General features: G+C 64.8%; 16 protein-coding genes and 1 tRNA gene. 5 read left to right on the top strand and 12 right to left on the bottom strand.

Annotated elements, in window-relative coordinates; translation table 11 throughout:
- Window positions 1–135 precede the first annotated feature (135 nt).
- From NFW05_RS04250 to NFW05_RS04295, 10 genes are all read right to left on the bottom strand, one after another.
- Entirely contained in the window at window positions 136–1,641 is a 1,506-nt protein-coding gene (locus NFW05_RS04250; RefSeq protein ID WP_295302993.1) for an AAA family ATPase, read from the bottom strand.
- A 685-nt stretch (window positions 1,642–2,326) separates the two neighbouring features.
- On the bottom strand, window positions 2,327–4,069 hold the full coding sequence (locus NFW05_RS04255; RefSeq protein ID WP_295302994.1) for an ABC transporter transmembrane domain-containing protein: 1,743 nt from the start codon (window positions 4,067–4,069) through the stop codon (window positions 2,327–2,329).
- 85 nt (window positions 4,070–4,154) lie between these two features.
- A complete protein-coding gene (locus NFW05_RS04260) occupies window positions 4,155–4,550 on the bottom strand; it encodes an MAPEG family protein (protein WP_295302995.1) in 396 nt (131 codons plus the stop codon).
- Between the two features lie 56 nt (window positions 4,551–4,606).
- Complete coding sequence (locus NFW05_RS04265) at window positions 4,607–5,311, bottom strand: RDD family protein (protein WP_295302996.1); 705 nt, start codon at window positions 5,309–5,311, stop codon at window positions 4,607–4,609.
- 98 nt (window positions 5,312–5,409) lie between these two features.
- Entirely contained in the window at window positions 5,410–6,273 is an 864-nt protein-coding gene (locus NFW05_RS04270; protein WP_295302997.1) for a BPSS1780 family membrane protein, read from the bottom strand.
- Window position 6,274: 1 nt separating this feature from the next.
- A complete protein-coding gene (locus NFW05_RS04275) occupies window positions 6,275–7,588 on the bottom strand; it encodes a DUF58 domain-containing protein (RefSeq protein ID WP_295302998.1) in 1,314 nt (437 codons plus the stop codon).
- Between the two features lie 39 nt (window positions 7,589–7,627).
- Window positions 7,628–8,617, bottom strand: coding sequence for an AAA family ATPase (locus tag NFW05_RS04280; protein ID WP_295302999.1), 990 nt, complete (start codon window positions 8,615–8,617; stop codon window positions 7,628–7,630).
- On the bottom strand, window positions 8,589–9,761 hold the full coding sequence (locus NFW05_RS04285; protein WP_295303000.1) for a DUF4350 domain-containing protein: 1,173 nt from the start codon (window positions 9,759–9,761) through the stop codon (window positions 8,589–8,591). Before NFW05_RS04285 ends, NFW05_RS04280 begins: the two co-directional genes overlap by 29 nt.
- Window positions 9,761–11,332 carry a hypothetical protein gene (locus NFW05_RS04290; protein ID WP_295303001.1) on the bottom strand — a complete coding sequence of 524 codons (1,572 nt, stop codon included), beginning with the start codon at window positions 11,330–11,332 and terminating at the stop codon, window positions 9,761–9,763. Before NFW05_RS04290 ends, NFW05_RS04285 begins: the two co-directional genes overlap by 1 nt.
- Window positions 11,322–12,308, bottom strand: coding sequence for a stage II sporulation protein M (locus NFW05_RS04295; RefSeq protein WP_295303002.1), 987 nt, complete (start codon window positions 12,306–12,308; stop codon window positions 11,322–11,324). Before NFW05_RS04295 ends, NFW05_RS04290 begins: the two co-directional genes overlap by 11 nt.
- 450 nt (window positions 12,309–12,758) lie before the next feature.
- On the opposite strand from NFW05_RS04295, the gene NFW05_RS04300 reads away from it, so the two are divergent.
- Window positions 12,759–12,833, top strand: a tRNA-Val gene (locus NFW05_RS04300).
- A gap of 356 nt (window positions 12,834–13,189) precedes the next feature.
- Window positions 13,190–13,498 (top strand): DUF3579 domain-containing protein, encoded by a 309-nt coding sequence (locus NFW05_RS04305; RefSeq protein ID WP_295303003.1) that lies wholly within the window; start codon window positions 13,190–13,192, stop codon window positions 13,496–13,498.
- Window positions 13,499–13,805: 307 nt separating this feature from the next.
- On the opposite strand, the gene NFW05_RS04310 is transcribed toward NFW05_RS04305, so the two are convergent.
- The gene (locus NFW05_RS04310; RefSeq protein ID WP_295303004.1) at window positions 13,806–14,942 is read right to left on the bottom strand and encodes a beta-ketoacyl-ACP synthase III; all 1,137 of its coding nucleotides are present in this window, start codon (window positions 14,940–14,942) and stop codon (window positions 13,806–13,808) included.
- Between the two features lie 19 nt (window positions 14,943–14,961).
- Complete coding sequence (gene ubiB / locus NFW05_RS04315) at window positions 14,962–16,494, bottom strand: ubiquinone biosynthesis regulatory protein kinase UbiB (RefSeq protein ID WP_295303005.1); 1,533 nt, start codon at window positions 16,492–16,494, stop codon at window positions 14,962–14,964.
- Window positions 16,495–16,637: 143 nt separating this feature from the next.
- On the opposite strand from ubiB, the gene argS reads away from it, so the two are divergent.
- From argS to NFW05_RS04330, 3 genes are read left to right on the top strand one after another with little or no spacing between them, the layout of a single operon-like run.
- Window positions 16,638–18,413, top strand: coding sequence for an arginine--tRNA ligase (gene argS, locus NFW05_RS04320; protein WP_295303006.1), 1,776 nt, complete (start codon window positions 16,638–16,640; stop codon window positions 18,411–18,413).
- A gap of 20 nt (window positions 18,414–18,433) precedes the next feature.
- Window positions 18,434–19,234, top strand: a complete 801-nt coding sequence (locus tag NFW05_RS04325) for an SPOR domain-containing protein (protein WP_295303007.1) — start codon at window positions 18,434–18,436, stop codon at window positions 19,232–19,234.
- Between the two features lie 16 nt (window positions 19,235–19,250).
- Window positions 19,251–19,913: a thiol:disulfide interchange protein DsbA/DsbL gene (locus tag NFW05_RS04330; RefSeq protein WP_295303008.1), complete on the top strand. Its 663-nt coding sequence runs from the start codon at window positions 19,251–19,253 to the stop codon at window positions 19,911–19,913.
- Window positions 19,914–19,925 lie beyond the last annotated feature (12 nt).

Here is a 19,925-nt window from a genome sequence, read left to right on the forward strand (position 1 = left end):
TTCACCCCGGCAGGCTCGCCACGTGAGCTTGCTGAACATTGTGGCTAATCAAGATACTGTTTGATTATCGACGACTGCGAGACGGTGTTCAAGTTCCCCTGATGTTCATGCCTGGCCAGCGCTCGGTCGAAACGCTCAGACGCGGTCGCGGTGAGAGATCTCGAGCACGCGTGCTCTCTGCGACAGTTCCTCGACCAGCGCGCTGGCCGTTGCACGATTCGCCGAGTCCAGGTTTGCATCCCATTCGTCGAGCAGATAGAGCGGGTAGTGGGTACGGGCGACGATCTCCCGGAGAACACGCAACTGTCTTTCTCCTGACGAGTAGCCGCGCTTCTCCTCGATCTCTTCTGCAGCGCTGATCGCCGCCGGGTCATCGACCGCTTCTTCTTCACCAGCACCGCCGTCCTTGCCAGGCTCTGCGCGCGCCGCTGACGCGGCGACGTTGAAGGCGAAAGCCAGCCGATCATGAGTTGGCCAGTAATAGGCCTTGCCGCGCAGGCAGGCCTTGAGTGCCGAAAGCAGGGAGGATTTGCCACTGCCATTTCCGCCGCGCAGCACGATGCGCCCGGTCGGTGAGGCCAGGACATGCACCACCGCGTCCCCCACCGTGGAGCAGGCGATTTCGCGGTCGCCTTCCCTGAGGATCAGGCGCGCGAACTGTATTCGCTCATCGAACGCGGGGTCCGGCTGCGGATCGAAATGCTCGCAGACGCCAGCGATACGCGTCCAGACGGCGATCAGGTCGACCAGACCCGAAGTCAGCTGATGCATGTCCAGGGTCATCTCGATCTGCCTCGGCAGCGTAGCGGCCAAGGCAATCAGCACGGCCGTGTCGCCTGCATCCTGAATGGCCACCCAGGCGGTCGTCGACAGGACGACGAGCAAGGCCAGGACCCCACTCACCGCGCTCCACCCCTCGCGCGCCAGGATGGCCCTGATCTGCGCCACCAGGGCTTCGCGCAAGCGCCAGCGGAAATCCCGATGCCAGACGCCAAAGTTGTAACGGTTGCCGCTGAAGATGTTGTCCCAGGCGTTGTAGGTGCGCGCCCGCATGCGGTTGGTCATCCGCTGGTTGTTCAGAAATACCGCCGCCAGCGGTCTGCGCAACAGCCACTGCAGGCTCCCCAGCAGCACGAAGGCGAAGGCAAACGAAATCGGCAGCCCGACGTCGATTTCGATGCCGAGGACCAGCGAGTTGAAGAGCAGCTGGAAGAACAGACGCAGGTAGAACTGTAGGTTGTAGACCAGGTCGAAACAGACGTCGAAGGTCTCGCTGGTCAGGAAGGGCTCGACGCGTTCGCGAGTCGCGCTCTCGGACAGCAGCGCGGTACGGAACCGGTTACGCCGCGCAAAGTGCAGCATGTAGTGCCCATAAGCGCCGAATCCGGCGCGTTCGGCAAAGATCCAGCTGACTGCCCCCGCGAGGTACGAAACGGTTTGCGCGACGACGATCCCGACGAAGCCGCTCGCCGAAACGTGCTCTTCGGTGATGTCCCGGGCAATCTGGATGACCAGCCAGGTGGTCGTCGCCCCAGCGGCTTCCTGGACGACGATCAGGAGCAGCATGCCGAACGCCGCCGGTCCGACGAAAAAGCCAAGAAAATCCCGGGGTCGGAAGGTATCGGAAATCGGCGAAGACATCTGCTCTCGAAGGCTACGGCACGAAGGACCAGGAAGGGGGAACGGCGATCCGCGCCACCCGGAGGCGACGACTATCGATCAGGCCGCCAGCGGATCATGGTCACCTCAGTGCCAGGATCACGCGCGACAGTGCGGGGTTGCCTCTCTGCCTGGTCACGGCCGCGCTGCCGGCAAACGGCTTCGACCGGCCGACCGGCGACAGTCTCTCATCGTTTTCCGGCAAGCAGAGGGAGCCCGGCGCGAGGAGCGACGGGTACACCATCCGGCTCGCGTCGGTCTGCCGACAGACGGCGAGCCGACCGGAAAAGGACCGGACCGCGGAAGCATAACCCACAAACGCGGAAGGCAGACTTGCGTCTGCCTTCCGCGCCTTGGTCAGGACAGGCACCACCTGCCATCGGGTCTTACTTCTTGGGTGCCTTTTTCTTTTTCTGGGTCGCCATGATGAGCTCCTTCAACGAGGGTGGATGGAAGTTGCGGTCGCCGAAGCCGATTCGGCGCCGGCATTCTAGTTGAGCGGATGAATGCCAGCAAAGGGGTCGCGCCCAGACAAATGTTTCAGAGCGGAAACGTTTGCCCGCACGGCAACAACGGCATCGGCCCGAGCGCCGGCGCTGTCGACGAACTCGCTGCGCAACCGTTCCGAGCTGCTGTCGGGAGTGACGCCAACCACCAAGGCGAGAAATCAGGCGACAAACTGGAGCGCGGCGAGTCGCGCGTACAGCCCGCCGAGCTTGATCAGTTCTTCGTGCCTGCCGGCCTCGACCACTCGCCCCTGATCGAGGACAAAGATGCGGTCGGCACGTTGCACGGTAGCCAGACGGTGGGCGATGACGATCGTCGTCCGTCCGGCCATCGCCGCATCCAGTGCCTGCTGGACGATGCGCTCGCTCTCCGCGTCGAGACTGCTCGTCGCCTCGTCGAGCAGAAGGAGGGGCGCATCCTTCAGAATGGCCCGGGCGATCGCCACACGCTGCCGCTGTCCACCCGAGAGCCTGAGGCCCCGCTCACCGACGAAGGTCCGCAAACGGTCGGGCAACTGGCCTGCGAATTCATCGACGAAAGCCGCCTGCGCAGCCTTGCGCACCTCATCCTCGTCGGCTGCCGGCCGGCCGTAGCGAATGTTGTCGGAAATGCTTCCCGAGAAGATCACCGCCTCCTGCGGCACGACCGCGACGTGCGAACGCAGATCGGAGAGCCGCAGTCGACGCAGGTCCTGGCCGTCGATCGCGAGCGAACCGCCGTCGACGTCGTAGAAGCGTTGCAGCAGCTGGAAAACGGTCGTCTTGCCCGCTCCCGAAGGCCCGACCAGGGCAACCGTCTGACCGGCCGCAATGGTCAAGCAGAGCCCGTGCAGCACAGGTTGCGCCGGCCGCGACGGATAGGCGAAGCTGACGTCGGCAAAGCTCACCCGAAGACCGCCCGACACTCCCGGCAGGGACACCGGCTGCTCGGGATCGGCAACCGGAGAACGGGCGGCAAGCAGTTCCAGCAGGCGTTCGCTGGCTCCCGAGGCGCGCAACAGGTCGCTCCAGACCTCGGCGAGCACCCCGACGCTGCCCGCAATGACGATCACGTAGAGGGCTGTCTGGCTCAACTCGCCAGCGCTGATCTCTCCGGCGAACACCGCCTGAACACCGCCGTAGAGTCCGTAGAGAAGCGAACCGAACACGCCGACGATGACGAAGGCCGTCAATGCCGAACGCGTGCGGGCACGGTGCATCGAAGTCCGGAAGGCCTGCTCGTTGGCCTCGGCGAAGCGCGCCGTCTCTTCGACCTCGCGAGTGTAGCTCTGGACGACCGGGATGGCGTGCAGCATTTCCCCGGCGAGGCCGCTCGTGTCCGCCAGACGATCCTGTGCGGCTCGTGATAGGCGGCGCACGCGGCGACCTATCACCACTGCCGGGAAGACGAACAGCACGACGATGCCGGTGACGGTCAGCACGAGACGGGGCGTCGAGCTGAGCAGCATGGTCAGGCCGCCAACGAACAGCACGAGGTTGCGCATCCCCATGCTCAGGCTCGAACCCACCGCGTGGTGGATGACCGTGGTATCGGCAGTCAGTCGCGACAGGACTTCACCGGTCCTCAGTGTCTCGAAGAACTGAGGACTCTGACGCAGGACATGACCATAGACGGCCAGACGGAGGTCCGCGGTCACCCGCTCGCCGATCCAGCTCATCATGTAGAAGCGGCCGGCCGTCGCCAGCCCGAGAACGGCAGCCCCTGCGAAGAGCAGCAGGAAGTGTCGGCCGACCAGGGACCGACCCGGATCGCTGCCCGCCCGAGCAACCACCAGGCCGCCATCGACGAGGCCCTTCACCGCGTACGGCAAGGCCAGTGTCGTCGCCGCAGCGATCAGCAGCAGCAGCAACGCCAGGAAGACCTGCGCACGATAGGGCCTGACGTAGGGCAACAACCCGGACAACGCCCTGAGGCGTCTTACCGGCGTCGCGGACGGGGCGGCATCAGCCGCGCCTGAGCGCACTCCCGGCCCTAGTCGAGGGAGGCGATCAACTGATCAGCCCGCGCACGACGCCCCAGCCACCGCCAACCAGAAGCACGGCGAAGGCGAACATCGCGAGCATGAAGCCCGGCCCCCTCTTCCCCGGGTCCCGCGCGTAGGCCAGCGCGTACCAGGCCCGTCCAGCAAGCCAGAATCCTCCAAGAACCGTCGCCCACTGGCTCGACACACTCAACGTAAAGATCCAGAGCGCCGGCAGAAAGGCGACGGCGTTCTCGATCGTGTTCATCTGGATGCGGTAGGCGACTTCGAACTGCGGGTGACCGGTGGTCGCTGGTGCCTTGACCTCGAAGCGAATCCGGCAGCGCCCGACATAGGCGGCGCAGGCGAAAAGCAGCAAAGAGGTGGCGAGAGTGACCAGTGCGGGTCCAGAGTAGGCGTTCATGGCATTCGTCGTCGCAGGAAGGAGGAAGACAAGGGATCTTTCAGGTGTGCGGAGATTCAGGTTGACTGACCACCAAGCAGGAAGTTGCCGATGCGCAGCAGGCGCCTCTTCGCCGCCTCGCCGTCGAGACCGGCGGTCAGCGGGCCTGCCGCCAGAGCCAGCTCTGCAGCCCGCTCGGGAGTCAGCAACGTCACCCTCCTGGTGTACTCGATGATCGCGATGTGCTCCTCCCGAGTCAAGGCAAAGGGCGGCGCCTCACTCCCGTCAGCACCGTCGGCTTCCTCCGCCGGCCGCGGTGTCCGGTGGACATGAACGACCAGAGTCCCGGCAGCGAGATCGCCGAGCCGCCTGCCCTGGCCGTCGAGCAGGGTGCTGACGAAACCTGCCGCATAGCCCAAGGGAAGGAAATCGACACCGCGCAGCGCATTGCGAATGAACGCCCCGCTCCAGCCAACCGGCCGGCCGTCGTCATGAACGACCGCGAGCCCGCAGGACCTTTTTCCGGGAGTCTGACCTTGCGCATAGACTTCGAACAGAATCGGGTAGAACCACTCGAGCAGGAAGGCGCCAAGGAGCAGCAGCACCGCTCCGGGATCGCCGAGACGCGTCCCGGCAATCGCCAGCAAGACCCACAAGGCGAAGCGGATCAGGAAGTCGATGAACCAGGCCCGTGCCCGGGCAACTGGCCCTGCGACGTGCAGGTCGATTTCGCAGCCCTCAGGGGTGACGACGCGGTGGAGGGTATCGAGACGACTGCCCAAGCGGCGTCCCCGTCGCTTTCAGCCTTGGCCGGCCAACCATTGCGGCACGCCGGCAGCGAAAGCGGACGTCAGCCCGTCGTGCTGGCCGGCCTGAGCACTCACTGCAACTCGCTGAAAAACAGGTCCCTGTAGGCGGCGTAGATCGACGCGTAGAGTACCGGCAAGAGCAACAGCCAGCCAAGCAGCAGCGGCAGGCTGGCGATCACCGAGGCGACGACGACGAGAATTCCGAACACGAGAAAGGGCGGGAAATTACGCAATGCGACGACGAGGCCCGTCCTGACTGCCTGCCAGGCGGTCAGCCCATTGAACACGACCAGCGGCGGTGCCAGCCAGACGGCCATGGCCAGAGGCGCAAAGACCAGGACCATGGCCAGGATCGAGACGAGCTCGGTCCAGGAGGCTGCCCAACCTTCAGCACCACCGCTGCCCTTGGCGGCGATCCCCGAAAGCGTTGCGACGATGCCAAAGACCACTGCAAGGATCAGCAGAGCCACGAGATAGAGCAGCCCGACAAGCAGCAGTCTTCCAGGCTGACACAAGAACCCGGCAAACAGGTGAATGAAGCGGATGCCCTGACCTTCCTCGATCGACCGACAACCGACGCAGATCCCACCGATGAACACCGGGATCAGAAGGTTCGCCGTGACGTTCAGCAGCGGGATCATGCTGACGACGATGATCAGCACCATGAACGCCACAGCGATACCGATCCAGGTTCCCGGCGCCACCCGAAACAGCTCCCAGCCCCGCAGGAGCCAGTGGTAGCCGCGTCCCGCGGGGACCAGACGACCCTCCGGCAGGAAGGTGCCGAGAGCGGTCCGCTCGTCGTCTGCGACGCGCGACGCCGGTGCTCTGAATGGGTTGTCATCGAAGTCCATCCCTTCCCTCCTGGCGATGATCGTCCTGACCGTACAGCGGTCGCGCACCCAATGCGCTTCGCCGACGAGAAGACGACGCATACTATAGCGTGCCCGCCCGCTTCCTGGCCCAGTAATGATTGATCAGGGCGACCGGTAGCCCCTGCGCGCCGACGTCGAGGATCTGCGCGCCATCACGGCGCAACAGGGTGAGTTGCCGACGGCGGGACTGAAGGTACTCGAGGCCTGCGGCACGAGTCAGCGCGTCGTCGAAGCCGCCGATTGGCGCGGACAGCACTTCGTCGATGATCGGCTCCCGCAGGCTGGCGACGCTGACCGCGTGGCGAATGCGGAGGTGACGAAGCGCGGGGAGCAACGTGTCGTCATCTTCGTCACGCAGGTTGGTGACCAGCAGGATCAACGCCCGCTTGCGCAGTCGTCGATCGAGCAGTTCGGCAGCGTTCAGGTAATCCGGAACCTGCAGCGAGGGCTCGAGATCATAGACGGCATTGAGCAGTGTATTGACCGTCGCCACCGACCTGGCTGGCGCGAGCACTCTTGGCCGGGGATGGCCAAGAGTGACCAGGCCGACCGAATCCCCCTGGTGCAGGGCGACCCAGGCCAACAGGAGCAGCGCGTTGAGCGCGTGGTCGAAGTGCGACAGATCGCCATCACGCGCGCGCATGCGTGCGCTGCAATCGAGCAGGAAGACGATCTGCTGGTCTCGTTCGTCCGTATACTCGCGTGAGATCAGGCGGCCAGCGCGTGAGCTCGCTTTCCAGTCGATCTGCCGCGGCGAGTCGTCCTGTCGGTAGTCTCTCAACTGCTGGAATTCCATTCCCTCGCCGCGCCGCCGCCGGTGCAGGATGCCGATCTGGGCCAGGCGGTTGTCGGTGGCCAGCAACGTGTAGTGTGCGATGCGCGCGAAATCGGGATAGACGCGCACTTCGTCGCGCACCGCGACACGCTCCTGGACCAGCCAGAAGCGCAGTGGTGACGACCAGCGCAAGGTCACGCCATCGAAGATCTGGCGACCTCGCTCGCCGATCCGCAAGCGATAACCCACGCGCAACGACTGTCCAGGAGCCAGGGCGAAGCGCAGCGGCAGCCCTTCGCTGACGAAGGCTGCCGGATATCCGTCCAGGAGCCAGCCGCTGGCTCCACCACCGGTCGAAGTCTGCAGCACCAGTCGCACGTTCTGCCAGGTGCCGACGGGCATCGCGTGAGCCACCTCGCGACGCACGAGCAGGCGGCTGCACCGCTGCCTCGCCAGGTGTCCATCGCCTGCGGCGAGCAGCAGCCATACACCGGCGGCCGCCAGCCAGAGGTCGAGCAACGTGGGACAAAAGGCGACGACCACTCCAAACGCGAACCACAGCGATGCAGCAAGGAAAAGCCGGCGATCAGGAATCAGCATTGGGTCATACACTCGTCCACGAACAGGGAACCGGCCGAGTCAGGCCCTTGGCGCCGGCACGCGATCGAGCAGCGAGAGCAAGAGGTCGTCGGTAGTCAGACCGTCGATCTCGGCTTCGGCAGTCGGCGTCACCCGGTGGCGCAAAGCTGGCAGGGCAACCGCCTTGATGTCGTCAGGAGTGGCAAAGCCGCGCCCGGCGAGCAGCGCACGCGCGCGGGCCGCGCGGACCAGCGCGATCGGTCCACGCGGCCCAGCGCCACTAGCCAACCCCGAGGACGTGCGGGTCTCCCTGACGATCGCCACGGCATAGCGAATGACGCGCTCGTCGAGAGCAATCTGGACCGCCCACTGTTGCAGAGCGACGACCGTTGCCGGTTGGATCAGCGTCGCCACGGCTTCGACGTCGAGATCCGCGCCTGTCCTGTCCTGGGTGACCAGGCGGGTGAGGGCGACTTCTTCGTCCTCGCCCGGGTAGGCCATGCGAATCTTGAACAGGAAGCGATCGAGCTGGGCTTCGGGCAGCGGATAGGTGCCTTCCTGCTCGACGGGGTTCTGCGTCGCGAGGACCATGAACGGATGAGGCAGCGGAGAGCTGGTTCCCTCGAGCGTCACCTGCCTCTCCTGCATCGCTTCGAGCAGAGCCGACTGGGTCTTGGCTGGCGCGCGATTGATCTCGTCGGCAAGCAGCAGATGCGTGAACACCGGACCCTGGCGAGTCACGAAACGGGCAGTCGCAGCGTCGAAAAGGGTATGGCCGACGACGTCTGACGGCATCAGATCAGGGGTAAACTGGATTCGCCGCGTCTGCCCGGCGAAGGTCTTGGCCAGAGATCGGACGAGCAGAGTCTTGCCGAGACCGGGAACTCCCTCGATCAGAACGTGGGCATCGGCGAGCAGACCGATCAGCACCTCGTCGACGACCGCCTGCTGTCCAATCACTGCCCTGGCCAGCTCGTCACGTAGAGCGCCCAGCAGTTGGCGCGCATGGATCAATCGCTGTTCAGTCAGGACAGCGTCGTCTGGACTCATCGTGGTCATCCCGGAGATGGCGCTCGAGCACCTGCAACGTGCGCAGCACCTCGACAAACGCCTGCCGGTCGTCGGCTTCGCCTGCGAGGGCCAGGGCGATCCATGCCGGGGACAGGCGGGACAGCGCCGCCAGGGCGGACACCTGCGCACGGACCGAACACGCCGCGACTTCTGGCCGGCGCTGCGCCAGGCAATGGCGAAAGTGCTCGCGCGCAGGTTCGAGCAGCGCCGACGGCGCACGACAACGCCACAGGTAATGGCCGACCGCGGCCAGATGCTCGCGCAACTCGCGACGAACTGGTGGCGGATCGGATCGCAGCGGGCCAAAACGCGGCACGATGCGCCACAACCACAGGGCGATCAGTACGAGCGTAGCGAAGCAGGCAGCCCATGCCTGATCGATGAGCCATCCGGCGAGCGTCGGCATCTCGAAGCCCGAGAGCAGCAGCACCTGCGGCGGTGACGAGTGACCGTGAAATCTGAGCAGTGTCCAGAACATTTCGGCGTGATCGTGCCTGCCGATACGGCGGTTGCTCAACTGCTGGTCGAGTTCGCAGGCAACCGTCAGATTCCCTCGACCGAGGCGGAAGTTGACGACCTGCGCACCGCGCCGATCCTCGCCGGCCAACCAGTCCGGCTGGCGTTCGCCGACCGTGAGCACCTGGCGCGCGACGTCGACACGCAGCGCTCGTTCCGCTCCGGGCAGACTCAGCGAAATCGACCGGTCGCCTGACCCGTGCTCGGTCGAAGCCGGCTCGACGCGCGAAACGCCCATGCTGTCGAGGAGCGGGTCGGCGATCCCCGTCTCCTCGGCAACGACGATCAGGTACCCGCCACCCTCGACCCAGCCGAGCAGCCTTTGCAGTCGCTCTTCCTGAAGATGATCGAGGCGCCGACGGTCCAGGAAGACGATGCCGCCTTCCGGCAAGCGATCGAGGACTCTGGTTTCCGGGTGCCGGGTCACCGTACCGCCCATCCGAATGACAAAGCGCTCGAGCGCCAGGTACGGATTGCGGCGTGCCTCGGTCCTTGGTGGCTCGTGCCGCTGAACCGGTACTCGTTCGATGTTCGAGGCCAGCCAGACGATCAGCATCGCGGTCACGCCGACAGCGAGCAGACCGGCGAGCACGAAACGCCTCGGCATCACGATGCGCCCCGTCTGCCGAAATGAACTGCCCAGTCGACGATCAGCCGGTCGACTTCGGCCATTGACGGAGCGAGAGGACCGTAGGCGGCCAGCCGCCAGCAGCTCACGAGAGCCTCGAAGAAGCGCTGCACGGCTTCCGGCAGCCGGCCTGTGACCCGGCCCAGGCAGTCGGCTTCGGTATCGCCAGCGGCAAAGTCGATCTGCCGCTCGACGATCAGCGACATCAGGGCTCCCCGGTAAAGGAGACTCACGGCTTCGACGGCCCGGCCACTCGCCAGGGCGAACCGCGCAGCCTCCGGAACGTCGGCGGGCAGCGCGTCGCCGCGATCATCAGGACCGGTGACGGGCTCGGACGGAGTGTGCACCCGCCCGGCTCCCAGGCGTCTGCGCCGACCGTAGAGGAACCGGATGGCGAGGGCCACTCCGAGGCCCGAGGCGACCCATACGAGAACCCTCAGAAGCTCGGCGAGCGACTCGACCGCTTCGCCGATCCAGTTCAGCCAGACCGGCAGCGACTCGTCGGACGGTGTTCCGGGGTCACGCCAGCGCCAGCTCCAGCCTTGGCTCGCGCGGCCGAAGACCGGATCCTCGAGAACGCCATCGATCACCGCGCGGGCCGATCCCGGCTCCCCTCTTGCCGGCCCGACCTCGCCGGGACCATCCCTCGGCTTCCTGCTCGAGTCAGCGGCGGCTGCCGTGCAGCTGTCGGCGGGAGCGCAGGCAAGCGCCGGATCGGTCTCCGCCGCGGCGTGCAGTGACACAGACGGCCAGCCGATCAGCACGGCGCCCGACAACGCGAGCACGGCGCAGCCAGTCCAGTTGTTCGTACGCCTCGGCGCCATTCCGCGAAGGACGATCTCGATGTCCCAGCCCTCGAGTTCGCTGCGCCGGTTGAGATAGAGCGCGAAACCCGAGGCGACGTAGAGCGGCTCGACGATCGTCTCAGCAAGCATGAACAGCAGATGTCCGAAAACGCGCTGGAGCCCGGATCGTTCCTCGGCGAACCACTCCCAGATCGAAAGCGACGACCCTTGTTCCGGCTTCAGCGCAAGCAGCGCGATCAGCAAGGCGAACATCAGAATCGTCGACATGTTCGCACAGAAGAAGGTCAACCAGACCGCATGGCCCCGACAACGTCGCGCGAGCAGCGTGAAACGCGCGCGCGCCGCTGCGCCACGCTGTTCTTCGAGTTGCCAGACCGGAAGAAGCAGAGATCGGGCCAGGCTCAGGCGGCGAAGAGTCAGTCCCGAGAGCACCCCGGGGCTGCGCAGGAGCCGAGGCAACGCGCGCAGCACATCGCGCACGCCGCACTCCTCGCCAAACACCGCGCGGCTGAAAACGTGCAGGAGTAGCCGATCGAACACCGGCTTGAGCCACCAGATGACCAGCATCGCGTACCCGGGCGAGGACCACAGGAGCAGCAGGACGGCGAGGCCGGCGGGCCAGTAGGTGACCAGCCACGCGAGGTACGCCTGCCGCGCCCAGCTGCGCAGCATGACTCTCCCGAGGTCCACTGCCTCCCAGGGGCTGCGCCGTCGCAGGACGACGGCGATAGACTCAAGGCGCACGAGGCGATCGTCCGGCGAGCAGGAAATACAGGCAGGTCAGGAGCCACAGGAGCAGGCCGACGGCGACCCTGAATTCGAAGGGAATCGCCTGCAGCGGCGACCAGAAAGCCTCGATGAAGGCCGCAAGAAAGGTCAGGATGGCTGCCCCGTAGAGGAGCCGTACGGCGATCGAGGCGTTCTGCCTGAGCGCGGCGAGGCGCGTGCGTTGCCCAGGGGCAATCAGCGCCATGCCGAGTTTCAGGCCGGCGGCGCCCGAGAGCACGGCGCCGCTCATCTCGAAGGCACTGTGACCGGCAACGAACCCCCAGAACGTGGACCCGTAACCGATCTGCGTCAGATGGCCGGCGATCGCGCCGATGTGCAAGCCGTTGTAGAGCAGATAGAAGACGCTTCCCAGGCCGAAGGTGAGCCCTCCTGCGAAAGCCTGGAAATCGATCCGCAGGTTGTGGGCCACGTAGAAGCCCCACATCGCCCAGTCGCTCGATGCCGCCCGCGGCCGACCAAGGTGGCGGGCAGTCGGCGAATACATTTCCTCGACTTCGCCGATCATCCCCGGGGAGAGAACGAGCTGGACGCATTCGGGCCAGGCCTGGGCAACAACGATGAAGGTCAGCAAGGGCACGAAGAGCAGCAGGAAGGCCACGAGCATCACCCGCCATTCGCTGCGCGCGAGTTCTGGAAAGCCCTCGCTCAGGAAGCGTAGCCAGCGGCTGCCATCCGGCCTGACCGAGCCATGAACACGCTGGTGGACGGCAAGGACGCGCCGATGCAGGTCGTCGACCAGAACTGCCGAATAGTTGCGGTCCCGGGCGAGGGCGAGATCATGGCACAGCCGGCGAAAGCGGTGCGGAAAACTTGCTGCTCCCGCGGGGTCGCCTTCGGGCGAGACGCTTCCGAAGCGCTGGCCGGCGGTCAGCCACTGGTCCCACGCCTCCCACTCGGCCTGGCGGCAGAAGATGTAACGCCGTTCCTTCACTCTGGCTTCCCCGCCCCCCCTCGGGCAACGCGGGTGATGATGAGCGATTCCTGGACAAAGGACAAGGCCGGCGGGGTGCCCGCTCTCGCCGGTGAGGCGGCCGGCATGCCCGATCCAGCTTCGCCCGGCCGACCCTCCGGTGGCGCGACTGCAGACAGCCGCCCGAGGCCGGGTCAACCGAGTCCGCGTCGAGTTGCGTCGCGTGTCATCCAGGCGGAGCTTCAACGACCTTTCCAGAACACCTGATCTGACCCTACTCCCCCGACGTTCGAGCATTGAATCCCCGCCCCCGGGCGATCTGACCGCCCCGGCAGCGCAAGCCGCAGCTTCCGGCCAATGGGTCCGCTTCGCCCGGGTCATGCTTCAGGGCTGTTTCGGCCTGGGCACAATTGACCGTCCCGGCGACTTGTGATGTAATCCGGGCCCGCGTTGGCTGACACCACCTGCAACGGGCGATTAACTCAGCGGTAGAGTGCCACCTTCACACGGTGGAAGTCAGTGGTTCGATCCCACTATCGCCCACCACCGAGGTGCCCGTCGGCCCTTGTCCGGCCCCATTCGATGCGGCGCCGGAAACACCTCTCCCAACTCCGCTCGGCAGACACCCTTCCGCGGCAATCGTGCTCCGGAGTCCGATCCCTACGGGTTATAGGCTCAAGGGCGATGCAGCGGCTCTTGCTGAATGGCCATGGCCAGAAACCCTGACTGGCTGCAGGCTTTGCCCCGCGATCGTTCCCTTGCCGAATGCTTGGCCGTTGTTGGCCAAGGCTGTGTCCGGCAAGCTCGCTGGGTTTCTGTTAGAATCGAGGCGCAACGGGCGTTTGGCGCCAACCCGAGAAAGCAACAACCCGCGGTTATCCGCGCTACGAATCCACCGGCCAATGAGCACTTCGTCGCATCCCTCTTTCATCATCGTGGGTCTCACCGTGGCGGGCAAGAGGTTTCGGCCGAGCGACTGGGCCGAAAGACTCTGCGGCGTCCTCTCGGCCTTTGGCGCCGAGAAGAAGATGCGCTACTCGCCCTACGTTGGTCCGGGGACTTACAGCGGCGAGAAGGCCGTTTTCGTCAACGGGTCGCTCTACGAAGTTGAGCCGATGGCCTACCGTTTTGTTCTCCATTTCGCCCAGGACAACGATCTTCAGCTGATCCAGGACGTCGGTGACATCGCCGAGACCCGTCGACGGTCCTAGTGTGCCGTCTCGCAAATCCGATTGCTGGCTTTTCAGCCTGGATCGCCGCGTTGCCTGACGCCTATTTCGCAAAATCCGACTGCCCTCACCTGGATGGCCTCGCGTCCATTCCGTGCGAGCCTCCTCCCCGACCTGTCGAGGCATTTGCGAGACGGCACGCTAGTCGACCGGACGGCAGCATCGCGTGCTGCGCCAGTCTGACGGAGCATCGTCGCCAAGCCGCTGTCGGCACAGGCGTCGGCACTGCCGGCCGTCGCCCAGGGCTCAACCGCCTGCGCGACGGCGGCGCTGGATTCCTGGCACCCGCTTACGCGACCACCGAACACTTCCTGACAACCACGCTACCGATCGAGTAACCAGCGCCGAAGGAGCAGATCAGCCCGACGTCGCCCGCGGCCAGATCGGCGCTGTGACGGTGAAAAGCGATGATCGACCCCGCCGACGCGGTGTTCGCGAATTCGTCGAGGATCACCGGCGCCTCGTCGCTGGTCGCTTCGCGGCCGAGCAGGCGGCGCCCGATCAGCTGGTTCATCGCCAGATTGGCCTGATGCAGCCAGAAGCGACGGACATCGGCCGGGCTCAGATCGAGGCTCGCAAGATGGCGGGTGATGCGATCGGCAGCCATCGGGCAGACTTCCTTGAACACCCGTCTTCCCTCCTGCACGAAGAGCTGATCGCGGTCGGCTGGGTCACGATCCTCGCACCGCGACATGAATCCGGCGTTGTTGCGGATGTTGTTCGAAAAACTCGTCGCCAGCCGGGTGCCCAGGACCTCCCAGGCGTTGGCTGCGGTCGCCCCGTCGAGTCGTTCAACGACCAGCGCTGTGCACACGTCACCAAAAATGAAATGGCAGTCGCGGTCCTGCCACGCAAGATGCGCCGAGCAAATCTCCGGATTGACGATCAGGACGGTTCGCGCGGTTGCGCAGCGCAGCGCATTGACTGCCAGTTCGAGCGCAAAAGTCGCCGACGAGCAGGCGACATTCATGTCGAACCCATAGCCCTGGCCAATTCCCAGCGCCTTCTGGATCTCGATGGCCATCGCCGGGTAAGGGCGCTGCATGTTGGACGCGGCGCAGATCACGGCGTCGATGTCGGCCGGTGTTCGCCCGGCAGCGGCCAGCGCCTGACTTCCGGCAGCGACGGCCATTTCGGCCTGCAGCGACACCTCGTCGTTTCCACGCCGGCTGAACTTCGGGCGCATGCGTCGCGGGTCGAGCACCCCTGCCTTGTCGATGACGTAACGCCGGGTAATCCCCGAGGCCTTCTCGATGAAGTCGACGCTCGATTCCTCGAGCGCAATCAACGCCTCGGCAGCGATCTCTTGGGCATGGGCCGCGTTGAACTGGGCGGCGAAACTGTTGTACGACGCCACCAGTTCCGCGTTGGTGATGACCTGCGGTGCAGTGTAGAGGCCGGTGGCACTGATCACGACACGATTCATGGCTATTCTCCGGAAGCATTCAGAAGTACTGGCTGATCAGCAAGGCGGCCAGCAACACGGTGATCACCGCCAGCAGGCGACTCTGCTGGCGCTGGGTTCGTTGCAGCGCGACGAGCACCGGCCCGAGATCCTGAGCTTGCGGCCGGGCCAGCACCTGGTGCACGAGGCGCGGCAGTTGCGGCAGGGTACGCGCCCAGTACGGAGCTTCCTGCTGGAGGCAGCGCTGAAATGCCCGGCCGCCAACCTGCTCGCGCATCCAGCGCTCGAGAAAAGGCTTGGCGGTCTTCCACAAGTCCAGATCCGGGTCGAGTTGCCGGCCGAGACCCTCGATGTTCAGCAGTGTTTTCTGAAGCATCATGAGCTGCGGCTGGATTTCGACGTTGAAGCGGCGCGAGGTCTGGAACAGACGCAGCAGAACGCGGCCGAAGGAGATTTCGTGCAGTGGCCGGTCAAAGATCGGCTCACAGACGGCACGAATCGCTGCCTCGAACTCGTCGGCCCGTGTCTCGGGCGGCGCCCAGCCGGCTTCGATGTGCGCGGTCGCCACGCGCTTGTAGTCCCGCTGGAAAAAGGCGAGGAAGTTCTGCGCCAGGTAGTTCTTGTCCGTATCGGTCAGCGTGCCGACGATGCCGAAGTCGAGCGCGATGTAGCTGCCATGATGGACAGGATCGGTGGCCACGAAAATGTTCCCGGGATGCATGTCGGCATGGAAGAAACCATCGCGAAACACCTGGGTGAAGAAGATTTCGACTCCGGCCCGCGAGAGCGCCGAGAGGTCGATTCCCGCGGCCAGCAGCGCTTCGGTCTGGCTGATCGGGATACCACGCATCCTCTCCATGACCATCACCGTCGTCGTGCACTGATCCCAGTGAACCTCCGGCACACGCAGAAGTCTCGAGCCCAGGAAATTGCGGCGCAGTTGCGAACAGTTGGCCGCTTCGCGCATCAGGTCGAGTTCGTCGTAAAGATACTTGGCGAACTCGCTGACCACTTCCCTCGGCTTCAGGCGCTTGCCGTCTGGCCAGGCTTTTTCGAGGACCACGGCGAGCGTTTCGAGTAGTGCGAGATCGTTGGCGATCACCTCGTGCATTTGCGGACGCAGGATCTTGACCGCCACCTCGTGGCCACCGTCTTCCGGACGAAGGCGGGCGAAGTGCACCTGCGCGATCGAGGCGCTGGCCACCGGCTGGAGATCGAATTCCGCAAACACTGCGCTCGCCGGCCGACCGTAGGCCTGCTCGATCTGCGCCAGAGCCAGCTCCGAAGAAAACGGCGGAACGCGATCCTGGAGTTTGGCGAGTTCGTCGGCGATGTCCGGGCGCAGCAGATCTCGGCGCGTGGACAGCACCTGGCCGAACTTGACGAAGATCGGCCCCAGGGCTTCGAGAGCCTGCCGCAGGCGGACTGCCGACGGCGCGTCGAAACGTCGCCAGAAGTGTAGCGACCGGGACAGCGCAGCCAGCCGCCCGCTCGGCTCGTGCTCGAGGATCATTTCGTCGAGGCCGTAGCGGCTCGCAATGGTCAGGATTTTGGCGAGACGGAGGAGGCGCACGGCTGGCGATGGCGTTCGGATCGGCAAGGCAGCGAGTTTACACAGAAATGCGCCCGCCCGCTCCGGCTCGTTCGCCCGGGTCTTGCCTGGGCATCGTATAATCAGGACCTTGAGACTCCTTGCTGATCCTGGAAACGTGATTGATGAGTTCCGACCCCAAGTCCCACATCGCCGATCTGATGCGCAGCGCTCTGCTCAGCGTTGCACCCGATCAGGCGGCCACCCCGATCCATATCGAAAGACCCAGGCAGACTGAGCACGGCGACTTTGCCTGCAACCTGGCCATGCAACTGGCGCGTTCGACGCGCCGCAGCCCGCGACAACTGGCACAGCTACTGGTCTCCGAACTGCCCTACTCGTCGCTGATCGAGTCGAGCGAGGTCGCCGGGGCCGGGTTCATCAACTTTCGTCTGTCGGCCGAGGCCAAGCTTTCCGGCCTCCTCGACGTCTTCGAACAGGGTGCCGACTATGGCCGTTCGCTCAGCGGAGGCCGGCGCAAGGTCCTCGTCGAGTTCGTATCGGCCAACCCAACCGGTCCACTGCACGTCGGTCATGGGCGTGGGGCAGCATACGGGGACAGCCTGTGCAAGCTCCTCGACTTCGCTGGCTGGAACGTGACCAGCGAGTATTACGTCAATGACGCCGGGCGACAGATGGACATCCTGGCCATCTCGACCTGGCTGCGCTACCTCGAACTGTCCCGGCGGCAGGGCCCGCTGATCGATTTTCCGCCCAACGCGTATCAGGGAGACTATGTCCGCGAGATGGCCACCCAGATGCTGGCAGCTCACGGTGACCGTTATCGGCGTCCGTTCGCCGGGATCATCGCCGATCTGCCGCGCCTGCCCGACAGCACGCGCACTGACGCCGAGGCGACCCGGCAGCGCGAGGAATACCTCGACGCACTGATCGCCAACGGCAAGCAGCTGCTCGGCGAAGACTGGAAGTACGTGCATGATTTCGTGCTCACCGAACAGCTCGCCGACTGCCGCAAGGATCTCGAAGAATCGGGAGTCCATTTCGACGTCTGGTTTTCGGAAGAATCGCTGTTCGAGACCGGACTCGTCGCCCGCTGCATAGAGCGGCTCGACGAGGCGGGCCATCTCTATGTGCAGGATGGCGCCCGGTGGTTCCGTTCGACGGCTTTCGGCGACGAAAAAGACCGGGTCGTGCAGCGTGACAACGGCCTGTACACGTATTTCGCATCGGACATCGCCTATCACCTGAACAAGTATGAGCGCGGCTTCGATCGGCTGATCAACGTCTGGGGCGCTGATCATCATGGCTACATCCCCCGTGTCCGGGGCGCCATTCGCGCGCTCGGTCTGGATCCCGACACCCTCGAGGTCGCTCTCGTCCAGTTTGCCGTGCTCTACCGCTCGGGCTGGAAAGCTCAGATGTCCACACGTTCGGGAGACTTCGTAACCCTGCGCACGCTGCGCGAGGACGTGGGGAACGATGCCTGCCGCTTCTTCTACGTCCTGCGAAAATCTGACCAGCATCTCGATTTCGATCTCGACCTGGCCAGGAGTCAGTCGAACGACAACCCGGTGTACTACATTCAGTATGCGCACGCCCGGGTCTGCTCCGTGCTCGCGCAATGGGCGGGCGACGACGTGTCGACACTGGCTGCAGCCAAGCTGGGGAGACTGGATGGCCCGCTCGAACTGGCTCTCGCGAACCGCATCGGCGAGTTTCCGGAAGTCGTCGAGACCGCCGCCAGCGACCGCGCTCCACACCAGATCGCGTTCTATCTGAAGGACCTGGCAGGCGAATTCCACAGCTACTACAATGCCGAGCGGATACTGGTTGACGATCCCGAACTTCGCGATGCGCGCCTCGCGCTCGTCGCCAGCGTGCGGCAGGTGATTCGGAACGGGATGAAGATTCTCGGCGTCAGCTGCCCGGAATCCATGTGAGTCGCAGACAGAGGTTGGCCATGAGTCGTGACGTGAAACCCCGCAGGACGCCGCCCGGCAGGAAGTCGGGGGGCGGCACGCTGCTCGGACTGTTCGTTGGGCTGGTTATCGGCGTACTCGCCGTCGCTGGTGTCGTCTGGTACATCAACAAGGCGCCGCTGCCTTTCACGACGACCGGTCAGCAGCCAAAGCTGCCCCCACCAGTGGGCAGCAAGCCGGCGACGCCTGAAGTTCCGCCCGTGGCGTCGGCGCCTGTAACCCTGCCCGGCAAGCCCGGAGACGCCGTTCCCGACAAACCGCGCTTCGACTTCTACAAGATCCTCCCGGGCAAGGCAGAAGCCATTCCCGATCCAAAGCCCGAGGAGCCACGGCAGGCCGAGACCCGAATCTCGACACCGGGCAAGGCGACCGAGACGAAGCCGATCGAAAGCCGACCGCCAGAAACCAGAGCCCCAGAGGGGAAGACACCCGAAGGAAAGGCAGCGGAGAGCCGGACGGCGTCGGGCAAAGCGACCGAGGCCAAGGCAGCCGAGGTGGCCAAGCCGGCCGAAAGTACCCGGCCGAAGAACGACCGCGAGAACGCCTTGCGCGAGCCGATTTATCTACAGGCAGGCTCCTTCCAGAACGCGAGCGATGCTGACAACCAGAAAGCGCGTCTGGCGTTGATCGGAGCCGAGGCGCGTATTCAGCAGGTCATGCTTCAGGACAAGGTCTGGTACCGGGTTCGTCTCGGTCCCTACCACCGGATGGACGAAGTCAACAACCTGCGCGCCGACCTTGCCCGCCAGGGCATAGAGGCCAACGTCGTCAAGAAGGACTGATGAAAGGGAAAAATCGATGCTCCAGGCTGTTGTTCACCCATTCCGCGGCTGGCTGACCGTCGTCTTGCTGGCCGTTCTCGCGGTTCTGGCTTCGCCTGCGCGTGGCCAGCTCGTCGTCGGCCGTGATTACCAGCCGGTAGTCCCGCCCCAATTGACCGATTCGCCAGGCAAGATCGAGGTACTCGAGTTCTTCTCTTACGGCTGCCCGCACTGCAACGACTTTCATCCGCTGGTCAGCAAATGGGCTGCCAGCCTGCCTGCAGACGTCGTCTTCCGGCGAGTGCCGGTGTCATTCGGGCGCCCACAATGGATGAGTCTGGCCCGGCTCTTCTACGCGCTCGAAGCAACCGGCGATCTGGCCAGACTCGACAACGCGGTCTTCAACGCGCTGCACAACCAGGGCGGCAAACTCTACGACGACCGGACGATCAGCGAATGGGTCGGAGCGCAGGGGGCGGACGTCAAGAGGTTTACCGAGGCCTACAACTCGTTCGGCGTGATCAGCAAGGCCAAACGCGCCGATCAGATGGCCCAGTCGTACAAGATACCGGGTGTCCCGGCCATGGCAGTGGATGGCAAGTATCTGGTTACCGGAAAGGAAATCAAGGGATTGCCTGATCTTCTGGTGATCACCGACCAGGTCATTGCCAAGGTGCGCAGCGAGCGCGGCCGGAAGTAGGCGGCGCGCGGC

Source organism: Accumulibacter sp. (genome assembly GCF_023806625.1).
Classification (GTDB): Bacteria; Pseudomonadota; Gammaproteobacteria; order Burkholderiales; family Rhodocyclaceae; genus Accumulibacter.